Source organism: Oceanimonas doudoroffii, from assembly GCF_002242685.1.
GTDB classification, from domain to species: domain Bacteria; phylum Pseudomonadota; class Gammaproteobacteria; order Enterobacterales; family Aeromonadaceae; genus Oceanimonas; species Oceanimonas doudoroffii.
In genome coordinates this window covers 885,196-900,358 of the sequence record NZ_NBIM01000001.1, presented here as the reverse complement: position 1 = coordinate 900,358, position 15,163 = coordinate 885,196, and the positions used below count along the sequence as shown (strand labels likewise).

12 protein-coding genes are annotated in these 15,163 nt (G+C 55.3%); 5 read left to right on the top strand and 7 right to left on the bottom strand.

The window, feature by feature from the left end; all coding sequences use genetic code 11:
• Window positions 1-106 precede the first annotated feature (106 nt).
• Complete coding sequence (locus B6S08_RS04135) at window positions 107-1,063, top strand: LysR family transcriptional regulator (RefSeq protein WP_094199490.1); 957 nt, start codon at window positions 107-109, stop codon at window positions 1,061-1,063.
• Window positions 1,064-1,444: 381 nt separating this feature from the next.
• Here B6S08_RS04135 and B6S08_RS04130 read toward each other — a convergent pair whose 3' ends face one another.
• Entirely contained in the window at window positions 1,445-2,293 is an 849-nt protein-coding gene (locus B6S08_RS04130; RefSeq protein ID WP_094199489.1) for a hypothetical protein, read from the bottom strand.
• Between the two features lie 529 nt (window positions 2,294-2,822).
• On the bottom strand, window positions 2,823-3,629 hold the full coding sequence (locus tag B6S08_RS04125) for an AraC family transcriptional regulator (RefSeq protein WP_094199488.1): 807 nt from the start codon (window positions 3,627-3,629) through the stop codon (window positions 2,823-2,825).
• A 179-nt stretch (window positions 3,630-3,808) separates the two neighbouring features.
• On the opposite strand from B6S08_RS04125, the gene B6S08_RS04120 reads away from it, so the two are divergent.
• Complete coding sequence (locus B6S08_RS04120; protein ID WP_245849805.1) at window positions 3,809-5,584, top strand: 2-isopropylmalate synthase; 1,776 nt, start codon at window positions 3,809-3,811, stop codon at window positions 5,582-5,584.
• Between the two features lie 444 nt (window positions 5,585-6,028).
• On the opposite strand, the gene B6S08_RS04115 is transcribed toward B6S08_RS04120, so the two are convergent.
• Window positions 6,029-7,015, bottom strand: coding sequence for a zinc-dependent alcohol dehydrogenase family protein (locus B6S08_RS04115; RefSeq protein ID WP_094199486.1), 987 nt, complete (start codon window positions 7,013-7,015; stop codon window positions 6,029-6,031).
• A 247-nt stretch (window positions 7,016-7,262) separates the two neighbouring features.
• On the opposite strand from B6S08_RS04115, the gene B6S08_RS04110 reads away from it, so the two are divergent.
• The gene (locus B6S08_RS04110) at window positions 7,263-8,192 is read left to right on the top strand and encodes a LysR family transcriptional regulator (protein ID WP_094199485.1); all 930 of its coding nucleotides are present in this window, start codon (window positions 7,263-7,265) and stop codon (window positions 8,190-8,192) included.
• A gap of 4 nt (window positions 8,193-8,196) precedes the next feature.
• Here the strand turns inward: B6S08_RS04110 and B6S08_RS04105 are convergent, their stop codons facing one another.
• Both B6S08_RS04105 and B6S08_RS04100 read right to left on the bottom strand, forming a co-directional pair.
• Window positions 8,197-9,012, bottom strand: coding sequence for an SDR family NAD(P)-dependent oxidoreductase (locus tag B6S08_RS04105; RefSeq protein WP_094199484.1), 816 nt, complete (start codon window positions 9,010-9,012; stop codon window positions 8,197-8,199).
• Between the two features lie 264 nt (window positions 9,013-9,276).
• Complete coding sequence (locus B6S08_RS04100) at window positions 9,277-10,176, bottom strand: LysR family transcriptional regulator (RefSeq protein ID WP_094199483.1); 900 nt, start codon at window positions 10,174-10,176, stop codon at window positions 9,277-9,279.
• 127 nt (window positions 10,177-10,303) lie between these two features.
• On the opposite strand from B6S08_RS04100, the gene B6S08_RS04095 reads away from it, so the two are divergent.
• Window positions 10,304-11,770 carry a YfcC family protein gene (locus B6S08_RS04095; protein ID WP_094199482.1) on the top strand — a complete coding sequence of 489 codons (1,467 nt, stop codon included), beginning with the start codon at window positions 10,304-10,306 and terminating at the stop codon, window positions 11,768-11,770.
• Between the two features lie 124 nt (window positions 11,771-11,894).
• The gene (locus B6S08_RS04090; protein ID WP_094199481.1) at window positions 11,895-12,791 is read left to right on the top strand and encodes an aspartoacylase; all 897 of its coding nucleotides are present in this window, start codon (window positions 11,895-11,897) and stop codon (window positions 12,789-12,791) included.
• Window positions 12,792-12,840: 49 nt separating this feature from the next.
• Here B6S08_RS04090 and B6S08_RS04085 read toward each other — a convergent pair whose 3' ends face one another.
• Both B6S08_RS04085 and B6S08_RS04080 read right to left on the bottom strand, forming a co-directional pair.
• A complete protein-coding gene (locus B6S08_RS04085; protein ID WP_094199480.1) occupies window positions 12,841-14,085 on the bottom strand; it encodes an MFS transporter in 1,245 nt (414 codons plus the stop codon).
• 81 nt (window positions 14,086-14,166) lie between these two features.
• Window positions 14,167-15,108, bottom strand: coding sequence for a cache domain-containing protein (locus B6S08_RS04080; RefSeq protein WP_094200540.1), 942 nt, complete (start codon window positions 15,106-15,108; stop codon window positions 14,167-14,169).
• Window positions 15,109-15,163 lie beyond the last annotated feature (55 nt).

Here is a 15,163-nt window from a genome sequence, read left to right as displayed (position 1 = left end):
TCCTACAAACGGGGTTGTGATATAGGGATTAGCACAAATAGTAGGAAAGTGATTGGGTTTAATAAACGCCCTTTTAGAGACATGAGTGTTTAGCTAGACTATACAAATGAAAATCGAGCCTGCACTTCTTGCTTCCCTGACGTGGTTTGCCCATATCGCCCGTCACCGCAGCTTCACCAAAGCCGCCACAGAGATGGAGGTAACGCGTGGAGCCTTGTCTCAGCATCTGAAAGGATTAGAGCAGCACTTAAATGTGCGGCTGCTTAACCGTACGACACGGCATATGTCTCTGACCGAGGAAGGCCAGCGCTTGTTGGATGTCTTGGAGCCGGCGCTGATGGCCATCGAACGTGCGGTGTCGGAACTGGGGGAAACCCATGTCGAACCTTCGGGCTTGATCCGCATGAACGCTTCTCGCATTGCCACCAGGTTGCTGATCGAGCCGCATATGGGCGAATTTCTCTCGCGCCATCCCAAGGTACGGCTGGAGCTGGTAATGAATGACGGTTTATCAAATATTGTGGCTGACGGAATGGACGCCGGCATTCGACTGGGTGCGAGCCTGGACGAGCACATGGTGGCAGTGCCCGTAACGCCCCCCCTTGAGATGGCCATTGTTGGGTCGCCGGAATATTTTGAACGGCACGGCATACCCAAAACGCCAGCAGATCTGATGCAGCACAACTGCCTTGCCTACCGTTTCACATCCAGCGGTACGATTGACCGTTGGTCGTTTACTTCTCCCGATGCCGAGAAGCGCACTTTAGTGTTCGAACCTAAAGGCAATGCGGTATTCAATGATGACGAGAACATGCTGAACGCTGCGTTGCAGGGCGTAGGCCTGATTAAATATCTGGATCTGTGCATTCACGAGCATCTGGCCGAAGGTCGGCTGATAAGGGTGCTTGGCCCTTGGTGTAAGCCGTCTCCCGGTTTTTATCTGTATGTGCCGTCACGCGCACAAATGCCAGCCAAGATAAGGGCACTTACGGATTTCCTGATCGAGAAGCGTGAACAACTGGCGAAGGTGTCTATGGACTCTTTGCCGCCCCCATCTACATAATGACGGGCGGTCGCCGGTTCAGGCCGAGAACCGGCCTAATTTACTGTCCGGATTAGTTGGCCACTACAGTCTGGCAACAATTAGCAGCGGGAAGCACGGCTTGAGCGTGGTATTTAACTTGGTATTATCGGTTTGCGATGCCATAAGTGAGAGCCAATACCAATTTGCGCCACCTGAAGCCAGAGACAAGCTCTTGTTGCTGATTACCGAACCGTCATTCGAAGAATAAAAGAGCGTTGAGATGAAGAGTGCAGTTTTTGGGGCTGCCACATACTTCACTGGTTGGTGGAAACATCTAGATATCTCATTTTTCAATAATGGTATTTCAGTCAAGCAAATCGCTTTCGCACTGCAGCCGCAACATCGGATATATCGACTGTCTCAAACTACCAAGGGGCTTTTATCTAGAATTGAGCGGAACCAACTATACATGGGAGTTGCCGCCGCGTTGTCCTGGTTTGGCGCCTCACGCCCCAATCGCAGATCCTGACGATTGATAGTGCGCATTTCGACGCTGAAACGCGTTGCGTTCGTGATATTCACGACACTTGCATGCAGATGAGCGCTGGAAAAATTCAGGATATCACCCGGTTGCAATACAACTTTAACCACGTCGGATTCGTCGACGGCTTCAGTCGGGTGAGGAGCAGAAGGGTAGTTGACCTGGCGTTCTATCGGTGTTCGCTTTCGTGTTGCCAGGTAGTCATCAAAACTCCAGGTTGACGTATTATTGGCCAGATAACGATCCCAGTAACGCGGGTAAAAGGCGATGGTGCGCTCCTCTTCCAGTGGGTAGAGCGGTGCCCACCAGTTGATCTGACTTTGAATATTGCTGCCCCAGGTATCTCGATGATGACCGATGGCGGCTCGCAGTGCACCCTGGTGCTGATCGGAGTAGGGCACCACCCGCATTGGAAAATGATCATAATAGGTTTCATTCAGGTCGACACCGCATGACTTCAGGGCTCGAAAGAACATTGTCTTGGGCGCTTCGCTGGTACGAAACGCTGTCTGAACTTTTCCCGTTCGTTCGATAAAGGCTTCTCTCGAGAAATGCTGTTGTGCCGTTGTCGGATCTCGTCCATCCAGAGCCTCTCGCAGATGCTTATCGCTGTAGGACACCAGCTCAGACATGGCGGGAATATTACGGTAGATCAGCAAATCGCCGGCGAACAGCCGCTCGGCACGTTCTTGATCCGAAACCGGTCGATCCAGGTGACAAATTTCCATAGCGGGCATCCTGTATATGACTTTGAACATCCATTCTCAAACCGTGATATTAAACCTACGTCGCCAACAGGAAAACAGGAACAGATCAGGAATAAAAACCGAAACAGATCCGCTGGAGAAGGACAACACCATGAATCACACTGTGGTGTCTGTACCGGAGCGTCGACGAAGTGAAGGTTGACTGAGACTCGACCAGAGTTAACGGTGCGCATTGAGATAGGAAAGAAAAAATTGTTTATGGTAAAGAGCATAGTATGTACTTGAATGCGATATATAAATCCCTGTGATTTATTGTTTTTATATGCAGAGTAAAGTGACAGCTTTGGCCTAATGAAGTCGCTTAGGTTTCTATTTGGTTTTCACCTTTATATTTTTATAAGGTGACAACTTTCTATTTCTTCTGAGGAAGCTGGAGTTTTTCCCTTTTAAACAGAATGTCTATATGGTTTTTAATATTATCCCAAGTCGACTGCTCATGTTTTTTTATATATTGCCCATGCGAAATATCGAATGGCTATTGAGCATGGCGTTATAGTTTTGCTGAAAATACAGAGGGTGGCTGACCAAACTGTTTGCTGAACGCCGTAGTGTAAGCACTATGGCTCTCGTAACCACTCGCCAGTGCTACCTGAGTGATGGGTACTCCCTTTAGCAATAGCGTGAGTGACGACATTAACCGCAGTTGTTGACGCCATTTACCAAAGGTCATGCCGGTTGATTGCAGAAAACGCCGGTGAAAAGTCTTATCGCCCATTGCCAGTTTGTCAGCCCATCCGGTGGCGGTGGTTACATCGCCAGGGTTGTTCAGCAGTGACTGGCACACTCGCTGTATCGGGCTGTCGGCATTGCCTGCAGGCCAGGGAAGATGGAAGGGAAGGGCAGGCTGGGCATGTATTTCCTCGATCAAAAGTTCGCCCAGTAAACCCATGCGGGTAGCAGACAGGCTCTGTTTGTCGGCCTGGGTCAATGCCATGATCAACTCTCTTACCAAACTGGAAACATGTATCACACAATCTGCCTCCGGCAGGCGGGCGCAGATATCATTGTGCACGAACAGACCGTGTGCTTGCAGCGCCACCGGAACAACCAGACGGTGTTCAACACCTGACCGTAACCAGACCGCTGCAGTGGGAGGAACCAGCCACTGACCACTTTCCGCTTCTACCCGCAGCAAACCCCGATCTGCATAAATTAAATGACCATGCGAATGCGTGTGCATGGGAACGACATGACCGGCAGGGTAGTGCACCGCCACACCAAAGATTGGCAGACCGCTGGCTTCTTCCAGGCTGAGATCAAGTGCATGACTGCCGTCTTCAGGAGAGGAAAAACCCATACAGAGAAAATTTGTCTATTTGGATAAAGTATCTGTCCATTTTTATGTAGTTAGACAAATTGTACAAGTCTAATATTGGGTCTAGGCAAATCACCGGATCTCATTCCCCATGTTCAATTTTGATCTTTCGCCACAGCGACTAACGCTGGCTCCTGGTCGGGGTCCGCACGTATTTACTCGTGCTGCGACCCATCCTGATTTCCCCTGACCCCGACCATCGTCAGCTTGTTTCGAGCCAGGGGAATCAGGAATTAACCGATTCTTTTGGAGTATTTTTAATGCTGGCTGATCCTTCCCGTAAATATCGTCCTGTTTCTCCGGTTAATCTGGCCGATCGTCAATGGCCGTCCCGTACCCTGACGCAAGCGCCGGTCTGGTTGTCCACGGATTTGCGCGATGGCAATCAGGCACTCTTTGAGCCAATGAACCGCGAACGCAAGCTGCACTTGTTCCATGAACTGGTGCGGATCGGTTTTAAAGAAATTGAAATAGGCTTTCCCGCGGCCTCGCGCACCGACTTCGAGATTGTGCGCCATCTCATTGAAGCAGACCAGATCCCTGAAGACGTTACCCCCATGGTGATGACGCAATTACGCGATGACTTAATCACCGAGACGGTACGCAGTGTGGCGGGTGCACGGCGTGTCATTGTGCATGTTTATAACGCCATTGCGCCCGCCTGGCGTGACATCGTGTTCGGCATGAGCGTGCCCCAGATGATAGAAATGGTGGAACGCCACATTGGGCTGCTTAAGCAACTGACGGCCGACCATCCAGGGACGGAATGGGTTTTGCAGTACTCGCCCGAGACATTCAACATGGCTGAGCCGGATGTCGCGCTGGCCATGTGTAACGCCGCCATCCGCGTCTGGGATGCCGGGCCGCTGCGACCGATGATCGTCAATCTGCCGACCACGGTAGAAGTCTCCACGGCCAATGTCTTTGCCGATCAAATCGAATGGATGGATCGGCGGCTGGAGCGCCGCGAGCATGTTGTTCTGTCCGTGCATCCTCACAACGACAGGGGAACGGGGGTGGCCTGCGCCGAGCAAGCCATGCTGGCCGGCGCGCAACGGGTTGAGGGCTGCCTATTTGGCAACGGTGAACGCAGCGGCAATGTTGATATAGTCACGCTGGCGTTGAACCTGTATACCCAGGGCATTGCACCCGGATTGGATTTTTCCGATATTGCAGCCGTTGCCCGTGTGGCTGAGGAATGTACGGCCTTGCCTGTGCACCCACGTCATCCGTATGTGGGCGATCTGGTGTTTACGGCGTTCTCGGGCTCTCATCAGGATGCCATCGCCAAGGGATTTGATGCGCAGCAGGCCGATATGCCCTGGCGGGTTCCTTATCTGCCGGTCGACCCACAGGATCTGGGGCGTACTTACGACAGCATAGTGCGCGTTAACAGCCAGTCGGGAAAAGGCGGTATCGCGTTTTTACTGCAACGGGATCACGGCATCACCATGCCCCGTCGCATGCAAGTGGAATTCAGCTCTGTTGTTCAGGCTTTGGCCGACACCAGTGAAACGGAGCTGAGCAGCGAGCAAATCTGGGAGCTGTTCGAGAGCACTTATTTTGCTTTGATACGGGAACAGTCCGGCTTCACCTATCGCGGCCATCGCCTGTACGAACATGCAGACGGCCAAGGCATTACCCTGGATATTGCGGATGCGAATGGCAATATCAACACTGTCGAAGGAACAGGCAAAGGGTTGATCTCCGCCACTGTGGCTGCGTTGGGACTGCCGTTGCGTATCGATAGTTATGAGGAGCGCAGCCTGGGCGCGGGCTCTGATGCAGAGGCACTGGCTATTGTAGAGGCGGCCATACCCGGCGTTCCCGGGTCCCGCTTTGGTGTGGGGCGGCACCTGAACATCGTTACCGCTTCGGTTTTGGCAGTGTTAAGCGCGGCGGCCAGGTTTTCGATATTAAACGAGGCGGCCAGCTGATTGGTGTGCATTGGTCACCAGGTTTGTAATGGGTTGCTGGTTGCAGCCCATTATGAATGGCACAGCAAAAATGCGGTATATGACCAAGTGGCTGTATCACTTGGGGCAACGGCTCCTCTCACCGCTCTTGTTGTTCATTGTTTTGATTTTTTCATGATTCATGAACAAAACGTTAGTGTGAACAGTAAGGTGGCCTTGCTGACTCCAGAGGTAGGGCCGCCATCTAACATCGGTAAAGGTTTATAAACAGCCTGTGCGTGGTATTTTGCATGGCACCATCCGATTATTTGTTTCTAAGTTGCTTATTTTAAACCTGTTAATATCGTTATTTAGAATCGCGTTAAATCATTCCTGCTTCCTGAGTAAATGAAAAGCCCCTGCAGTGCAGGGGCTTTTGTTAGGAGGGGGCTTGCCAGGATCTTACTCCGGTTATAACCCCCGGCCCTAGAGTTCAATCACCACTTTGCCCATGGCCTGGCCACTGGCCAGGCGTTCATGTGCCTTACCTGCGTCCCTCAGGCCGAAGCGGTGCTCATCCACAACCGGACGAAGGCCACCGGCTTCTGCGAGGGTTGTCAATTCGGCCAGGATGCGGCCATGGACAGAGCGGGCATGGTTGTGGATCATCGGGAGCAGCATAAATACCACGTGCAAAGACAAGCCTTTGAAGTGCACCACCGACAGATCCAGCTCGGCCAGAGACAGGGTGGTGGCAACCTGGCCGTTCAGGGCGGCAGCATCAAAAGAATTCAGCAGGTTGGCGCCGCCAACGGTATCGAAAATCACGTCAAAACCCGCGCCTTGAGTATGACTGGCCACATAGTCGGCAACCTTTTCCGTTTTGTAGTTAATACCTTTGGCTCCGAGCTTTTCGATCAGTGACAGTTGCTTGTCACCGCCGCCGGTGGCAAACACCTCGGCACCAAAATGACGGGCCAATTGTACGGCAACGTGACCCACGCCTCCGGCACCGCCATGCACCAGCACACGTTGCCCCTTGCCGGTACCGGCCCGGGTGAGGGCCTCAAAAGCGGTGATTCCCACCAGGGGCAGGGCCGCCGCCTCGCGCATCGACAGGTTGGCGGGCTTGCGGGCAATAAGCCGGGCGTCGGCCGGCATATATTCGGCCAGGGTGCCCTGCAGCTCCCCCAGGCCACCGGCACAGCCATAGACCTCATCTCCCACCGTATATTCGGTCACACCCTCACCAATGGCCACTATGGTACCGGCAAAGTCCATGCCCAGCACGGCGGGCAGTGCGGGAGCAAACGGCAGATCCGCTCCCATCTGACGGATCATCAGGTCTATGGTGTTAACGCTGGTCGCGGCGACTTTCACCAGCACATGGCCGGGGTTGAGGTCGGGTTTGTCCATCTCGGCCGGCTCGAATGCCTCGGGGCCACCAAATGCGCGGATTACCATTGCTTTCATCGGTTGTTACCTCTGTTGGATTGCACCGATTCACTTTAGCCGACCATTCAATTCATGATAATGCTGGAAAATTACCAATCAGTTTTTATTTTTTATTAAAAATATAAGTGCCCTCGAGCCTTACCGTGAGGCCGGGCTGCGTGGCTTTGGTTCGAACAACGGGCAGGTTGCCAGACGGACTGTTAGGTAAAGCTAGAGTAATCGCTTATATTCTTGGGTGAATTTCGCCCTTTTGTTGAGAATGCGCATGAAAGTAGAGCACCTCAGGTTATTCGTACGGCTGGCCGTAACCCATAACATCAGCCTGGCAGGCCAGGAACTGGCCCTGTCGCCGGCGGTGGCCAGCTCGTATATCAGCAAGCTGGAAGAAGGGTTGGGGGTGAGACTGGTGCACCGCACCACCCGCAAGGTATCCCTGACCGAAGAGGGCAAGGCGTTTCTGCCCCATGCGGAAGAAGTGCTGTCGTCGGTGGAGGCCGCCTGTGCGTCAGTGGGAGCGGGGAAAGCCTCACCCACCGGTACCCTGAGGGTGTCGGCTCCGGCGTCCTTTGGCCGCATGCACCTGATCCCGGCGATGAACGGATTTTTGTCGCAGTATCCCGAGCTGAAGGTGGATCTGAAGCTGAGCGACGCCATTATCGATATGGTCGAGGGCGGGTTTGATATTGCCATTCGCAATGCCGAGCTGAAGGACTCCACCCTGATCGCCCGCAGGCTGGCGTCTGACCGGCGAATCATCTGTGCGTCACCGGCTTATCTGGCCAGATTTGGCGAGCCCGCCACGCCGCAGGAACTGGGCGAGCATCAGTGCGTTAATCTGATGGGGCTGGAGCACTGGACCTTTGAGACCCCGAATGGGCCGCTCAATGTTAAAACCGGCGGCAGCCTGCATATCGACAACGGCGAGGCGGTGCGGGATGCCTGTGTAGCAGGCCTGGGCATCGCAATGAGCTCCACCTGGAATGTATATCAGCATTTGCGGCGGGGTGAGCTGGTGCAGATCCTGCAGGAATACCCCTATGTTTCCGACACCGCCATTTGGGCGGTGTATCCCAGTTCACGGCTGCTGGCCCCCAAGGTCAGGGCCTTTATCGACTATTTTTCGGCGTGTTTCGGTGGCGAGCCCTACTGGGACCGGCAGGAAGACTGGGCTTCCAGCCGGTCAGGGGAACGCTAACTACTTATGCAGGGGTATGCTTGGCAATCAGCATGTCAATCAGGCTCACCATGTCGGTTAGTTTCCGATCATCCAGCGCATCGGCGTGAGGAGAGGCAAAACGGCCCGCATCGTTGTCGAAATAACGACCTGAAGCGTCGGCGAAGTCCTTCGACAATGCCGCCTGCGTGAGAATGTCGGCACCAATACCAATGTCGCCACCGGCCACGCCAAAGCCTTCCTTGACCATTTTGCTGCCCAGCAGGGAGCCCGGGTTGACCGCGATAATGGCCGGGCCCTTGTCCTTGAGGGCAAGCCCCATGCTGCGGGACCACATGGTCAGCGCCAGTTTGCTCTGGGCGTAAGCGGTAAAGTCGTCGGTCAGCCTGGTATTCCCCGCCAATGCTTCAGGATTCACCGAAGCCTGTGCCGCTGAAGACAGGTTAATGACCCGCCCGGAGTCGCCCAGCAAGGGTAACAGCCGTTGGGTCAGCAGATAGGGAGCCAGGGTATTGACCATAAAGCGCACATCCAGACCATCCCGGGTAACGGGAGAAGCCGTGCGAAAGATACCGGCATTGTTGATTAATACATCGAGCCTGTCGTGGCGGGCGCTTACCGCCTTCGCCAGGGTCACTACCTCGGCCAGGTTTGACAGATCCGCCAGATAGCTTTCAATGTGACCTGCTCTCGGAATGGCAGAGAGTGACGCCTCGGCGTCGGCCAGCTTTTGCGGGTTGCGTCCGTGCAGCAGCACGCGATGACCTTGAGACAGCAGCACTCTGGCGGTTTCCAGTCCAATGCCGTCGGTGGAGCCGGTGACAAGAATGGTTTTTGGCATGGGTTATTTCCCCTGATGATAGGCATGTCGGCACCGGCGCCTGAGCATCACGTTCAGCGGTGTGCTTCTCGGCGTATGGGCCGTAATCGACATCAAGCTTATCAATGATATTCGCTGTTGATAATCAGGGGTAATTACGAATAAGTTTTTATAAAATATTGAAAGTGGCCGAGTTACCGAGAAGGGACAGGCTATAGCGGCGTTAATACACATCAGTCGGCGGCGACTCACGCATTAGCCCGCGCGCCGGCCTTTGTCGGCGGCTCAGCAATAGCCGGGCAGCTGGCCGATCGAGTCTCGGGCGCACAGGGTAAAGGCCCGGGACAGTTCGCTGCGAACCTGGCCGGCGGAATAATACATGGAATAGCGATATTTGAGTTCGGGGGCGAAAGGGCGCATTACCAGGTTGCTACCTTCCCACAACGAGGCATTGAAGGGCTCGAGCAGAGCAATGCACAGGCCGGCGGCCACCATACCATAGCCCGATAAGGAGCGCTGGGTGGAAAACTGCTCGTTCACCTTGATGTGATGCTCTTTCAGCAGGCTTTTATGGTGGCTCCATTCAATGCCGTTTTCATCCACCAGCTTCAGCAGGCATTCACCCTGCAGATCGGCGGGCGTAATGATCGCCTTTTCGGCCAGGGCATGCGTGGCCGGCATAACACAGACCCAGGAAACCTCAGCCAGCGGCTCTTCGATGAAACCGGAGTGGGCTTCGGTCTGATTGGTCATGATCAGGTCATACTGTTGTTTGTCGAGGCCCCTGATCAACTGCTCCACGCTGTCAACCAGCAGACTGACATGCACCTGCGGGTGCTTATCGATAAACGACTTGATCAGCATGGGAGTCAGAATCGTCGCCAGGGCCGGGGTGGCACCTATGGTCAGGCTGCCGTGGGTGGATTTTTTCAGCTTGTCGGCAAAATTTTCCAGATGGTGAATGCCGTTAAAAATAGTGCTGACCTCGTCGTAAAACGCCACGCCTTCCGGGGTCGGCACCATCCTGCCTTTTTGTTTCTTGAACAGTTCAAAGCCGACATCATCCTGTAAATCATTGATAAGACGACTTATGGAGGGTTGAGACAGGGAGAGTATCAGGGCGGCCCGGGAAAAGCTGCCCTGCTGAATGGTGGCCAAAAAAGCCTGTAACTGCCGGTATTTCATGACATCTCCATATAGCATTTTCAAATAATGCTACACAAAAAGTGACATTGTGCAAATGTTCTCGCTATGGAATAGTCCCGTCCCACACATTTAACCTGCACTCAAGCAACGAACATGGAGAGTGACAATGCAAGAGCATCTTGAACATGAGAACGGGGCGGGCGTACTGGTCTCCAAAGAAGGGAAGCGCTGGTATCAGAAATTTCCCGATCCCATGGTGCTTATCTTTTATATCCTGATCCTGGCCGGCTTTCTGACCTGGGTTGTTCCCAAGGGTGCCTATGAGACCGAGCTGGTAGATGGCCGGCAACGGGTGGTGGCAGACTCCTTCCATTACCTTGAAGATCACAACACGGGCTATTCCATCGGTGGCGCCATCAACCAGCTGTTCGATCTCTTTGTGGCCATTCCCCAGGGGTTGGTTCAGTCCGGACAGTATTTATTTATCGTCTTTATTGCCGGCGGGCTGTTCAATATTCTCTATCGTAGCCATGCGCTGGAAAACCTGGTGGGCACCGCGGTGAAGCGCATTGGCCTGAGCCGGGGCAACCTGCTGATCTGGCTGGCCACCTATCTTTATGGCCTGTTCGGAATTTCGGTTGGCTATGAAAACAACATTGCCCTGGTGCCCGTCGCGCTGCTTGTGTCGAGCGCCTTGGGTTACACCAACCTGGTGGGGGCGTGCATCGCCATTGGCGGCATCGGCATCGGCTTTACCCTGTCACCCATCAATCCCTATACCGTGGGTGTGGCACAGAGCATTGCCGGCCTGCCCATCTTCTCTGGCGGCTTGCTGCGTTTTGCCATGGCCTTTGTGGCCCTGAGCCTGCTGGCCTGGTATATCACCACCTTTGTGGCGCCCAGACATTCGGCGCGCAAAGGCGAGGGGGACGCCGGAGCGCTTTCAAAAAAGATTGAGGATTATCGCCTCAGCTCCCGGGATCTGGGCATCATCTCGGTGTTCTTCCTTGGCATTGTGGTGATTGCAGGCTGTTCTTATCTGGCTGGTACGGGCACCTTGGGAAGAGGCTGGTATATCAAGGAAATCACCGCCGTCTTTATTCTGATGTCGATTGTCATTGCTGCCATTTGCCGCATTGCCCCCGATCGTTATGTGGCCCACATGGTTGAAGGGGCGTCCCGGGTTACCGGCGGTGCCCTGGTAATAGGCCTGGCTGCCTCGATCAAGGTGGTATTGGAAGATGGACAGATCATCTACACCATCGTCAATACCCTTAATCTTGCCCTCGACGTGATGCCCGAGTCGCTGATCGCCGTCGGCATCAGTGTGATTCAGGGAGTGATTAACCTCTTTATTCCGAGTGGCTCCGGTCAGGCGCTGGTGACCATGCCGGTATTGATCCCGCTGGCGGATCTGGTGGGTATTACCTATCAGGTCATGATACTGGCGTTTCAGGTGGGGGATGGCCTGACCAACATGATAGTGCCCACCTCGGGAGGCACCCTGGCCATGCTGGCCCTGGCCCGGGTCGGTTACTCCGACTGGCTGAAAGTGATTTTCCCGCTGGTCGCCCTGATCTATGCGCTTAGCTGGGCTTTCATTATGCTGGCGCAATGGTTGCAGTGGTCCTGACCCTGTTACCAAATCCTTCATGCTCGGGATGCTGCTGCCGGCGTCCCGAGCCAGGCCGAATCACTGATCCGGCTTACCCATTGTCAACCTGGCCTTGTCCTGAGGCCCCGTGACGGAGAACATCATGCACAATATTACTCGTGTTGCCCTGGTGGGCGGCACTCATGGCAATGAGCTGTCCGGCATTTATCTGCTGAAGAAATGGGAGAAAACCAGCCAGTTCACGCGTTGGCCTCAGCTCGAGCTGACGCAAACCATCGCCAACCCGAGGGCCTGCGAGCACTCCGTGCGCTACATGGAAACCGATCTGAACCGGGAGTTTGCCCTTGAGGATTTGCAGAATGACCGGCTGGTGGGTTACGAGCAGTTGCTGGCCAAGAAACTCAACCAGCAGTTTGGCCCCAGAGGCCGGTCGCCGGTTGAGCTGATGATCGATCTGCACAATACCACTTCCAACATGGGGGCTTGCCTGATGTTGCTGCGCAAGGATGCCTTCAATATTGGCATGGCGGCCTATGTGAAGGATCGCATGCCGGAAGCCGTTATCTATTTTCAGGACAACCTGCCGGAAGAGCGCAACCGCTTTCTGATATCCGTGGCCCAGCAGGGAGTTACCGTGGAGGTGGGCCCCCAGCCGAATTCGGTGTTGCAGCAGGAAACCCTGGAACTGATGGAAACCATGACCGGTCACATTCTTGACTATGTGGTGCTGTATAACCGGGGGGAACTGGCGTCGCTGCCGGGCGAGTTTGAGGCCTTTCAGTATACGGAAGACCTGGTGCTGCCAACGGATGAACAGGGCCAGCGGCTCGCCATGGTGTCAAAGCGCCTTGAGCGGCGGGACTTCCATCCGGTTGAGCCGGGCGAGGTGATCATGGAAACCTTTGACGGTGTCCCGATTTGCTGGGAAGGGGACTATACCGCCTATCCCCTGTTTATCAATGAGGCTGCCTATCATCGAAGTCACAGCGCCATGTCGATGTCGCAGCGCATTGTGCTGCGCTGCGCCGATTATTTCTGAGTCATGCCTTCTTCTGGCCGCCTTTGCCGGCGGCCGTCTTCATTCACATTTATCTCGTCGGTATTTCCACGTCACTGAACTTGTCCACCCGCAGCAGGGATCTGAACCCCCACATCCAGGTGCCGGCCACCACCAGGGTGGCCACACCGCCGATGGCGGCCGCAGGCACGGTGCCGAACCAGGCGGCGCTGGTGCCGGCGCGGAATTCCCCCAGTTCATTGGATGAGCCGATAAACAGCATGTTGACGGCACTGACCCGGCCACGCATGTTGTCCGGCGTGGCCAGCTGGATCAGGGTGGAGCGAACATAGACGCTGATCATGTCTGCCGCACCGGCTATCAGCAAGGCCACAAAAGACAGCCAGAACAGGGTGGAGAAGGCGAAGACCAGGTTGGCCACTCCGAATATGATGACGGCGATAAACATGGCGGGCCCCACATGGCGGCTGAGCGCCCAGACACTGAGCACCATGCCCATCAGCAGGGCGCCGAGGGCGATGGCGCTGCGCAATGCTCCCAGGCCTTCCGGCCCCACCTGCAATACCTCCTGGGCGTAAATGGGCAGCAGGGCCACCACGCCTCCCAGCAGTACCGCGAACAAATCCAGCGAAATGGCACCCAGAATGATGGGGCGGGAACGAATGTAGCCAATACCGGCGGTAAAGCGTCGCCAGGCGGTGGCTTCAGGCGGGCGCTGGCTGTCGGCATAGCGGGTCTGCACCGGAATGAGCAGCATCAGCGCCAGCACAAAGGCTGCCAGGCAAACCCCGTAGGCCAGACTGCCCCCCAGGGCGTAGAGCAGGCCGCCCACCAGGGGGCCGGCGATCACCGCCAGTTTCATGATCATGCTGTTGACGGCGATGGCCCGGGCCAGTTGTTCACGGGGCACAATTTGCGGCAACAGGCTTTGCAGGGTAGGGCCGGTAAAGGCGCGGGCACAGCCGTAGAGTACCAGCACCGCATAATAGTAGGGTACCTGGGGGGAGGGAGAGAGTGATAGCCACAGCAGCAAGCCGCTGCACAGGGCCTGTACCAGCCAGCTGGCGGCCAGCAGTCGCTTGCGTGAGTGGCGGTCGGCCAGGTCTCCCGCCGGCAGCAGCAATACCAGCATGGGAATAAACTGGGCCAGGCCCACATAGGCGAGGGCCAGGGGATCCCGGGTCAGATCGTACACCTGCCAGGCCACCACTACCGCCTGGATCTGCATGGCGAACACCGCCGCCAGCCGGGCGATAAGAAAGGGCAGAAAGCCCGGTTGTGTCAGTATTCGAGTACGACCGGAATCGAGCGACATGGTCTTCGGGTTAATGCGGGACGGGGCGGGCAGTGTACCCCCCGGTAACGGGGAGGAACAAGTCGTGCCCGCGGCTCGGGGTTATTCGGCGGTCTGGCTGTCCCGGCTCAGCTTGAGGTAAACCCCCAGTCCGCTGAGCATGGCCACGGCCGCCATCAGCATCCATACCGCATTGATCAGCTGGTTACCGCCATCGCCGCCGTCGAGCAATGATTTGAACATCAGCAGCAGGGCTTCGATAGATACCGCAATAATAATGGCGGCCATAAAGCGGGAGATGGTGCGCCGGGTGGAATCGTGATGGTGTATATCCTTGTTCACCAGCACTTCCTCTTCGAGAATGGTTTTTCCCAGATCGAAAATGGACATGCCCAGGGTGATAAGAATGACGATGCCAAAGGCCCCGGTGGCGATATTGCTGTCATCATCAAACAGCGAGACCAGGGACTCCAGCGCCGAATACAGCAACAGGGCGGCCACCACGATCAGCAGGCCGCCAATCAGGGTGTATATCCATTGAAAATAGTGATGGCAGCGAAAACGTCTTTCATCGCCGTTGAGATAGGAAATCAGGCGGCGCAGGTTGAAGTTAATCACCAGATAGCCGCAATCCCGTCCCTGTTCATCAACCAGGTGCTGGATGACCGAGATCGCCAGCTGATGGGTGGCGTTGGAAAGGTAGGGGCTGGTCACCACAATGGCGTTGGAACTTTGTTTGGCGGCCTGCACATAGGGCCGGCGGCTGCGATCGCTGCCTTTGCCCAGCGAGCGGCGGCGTCGTTCACTGACCGTGGGGCTGTAGGCCGACTCCGTCATCTGAATGCCGTTGTTGTCCAGGCTGTAAAGCAGCTCGACAAAGGGGTAGGGCCGGCTGAGGTAATCAATGGTCTGTTGCTGGGCCTGTTCGCTCTGCAACAGTGACTGGCCGTTCAGGCTGGTCATGATCGATTCCATCAGGCTGTGGATCACGGATTGGTATTGCTGATACTGCTCTAACAGGCGGAAATGGTTGTGGGTGCTCACGGTCAATAATGTCTCAGTGTACGGAAACCGAATGGGGAAACCATGACTGTAACCC

Coding starts and splice junctions, on each gene's coding strand:
- B6S08_RS04110 (WP_094199485.1), top strand. CDS start 7,263: ATGAAAGTAGAGCACCTCAGGTTATTCGTACGGCTGGCCGTAACCCAT.
- B6S08_RS04105 (WP_094199484.1), bottom strand. CDS start 9,012: ATGCCAAAAACCATTCTTGTCACCGGCTCCACCGACGGCATTGGACTG.
- B6S08_RS04100 (WP_094199483.1), bottom strand. CDS start 10,176: ATGAAATACCGGCAGTTACAGGCTTTTTTGGCCACCATTCAGCAGGGC.
- B6S08_RS04135 (WP_094199490.1), top strand. CDS start 107: ATGAAAATCGAGCCTGCACTTCTTGCTTCCCTGACGTGGTTTGCCCAT.
- B6S08_RS04090 (WP_094199481.1), top strand. CDS start 11,895: ATGCACAATATTACTCGTGTTGCCCTGGTGGGCGGCACTCATGGCAAT.
- B6S08_RS04085 (WP_094199480.1), bottom strand. CDS start 14,085: ATGTCGCTCGATTCCGGTCGTACTCGAATACTGACACAACCGGGCTTT.
- B6S08_RS04130 (WP_094199489.1), bottom strand. CDS start 2,293: ATGGAAATTTGTCACCTGGATCGACCGGTTTCGGATCAAGAACGTGCC.
- B6S08_RS04115 (WP_094199486.1), bottom strand. CDS start 7,015: ATGAAAGCAATGGTAATCCGCGCATTTGGTGGCCCCGAGGCATTCGAG.
- B6S08_RS04095 (WP_094199482.1), top strand. CDS start 10,304: ATGCAAGAGCATCTTGAACATGAGAACGGGGCGGGCGTACTGGTCTCC.
- B6S08_RS04125 (WP_094199488.1), bottom strand. CDS start 3,629: ATGGGTTTTTCCTCTCCTGAAGACGGCAGTCATGCACTTGATCTCAGC.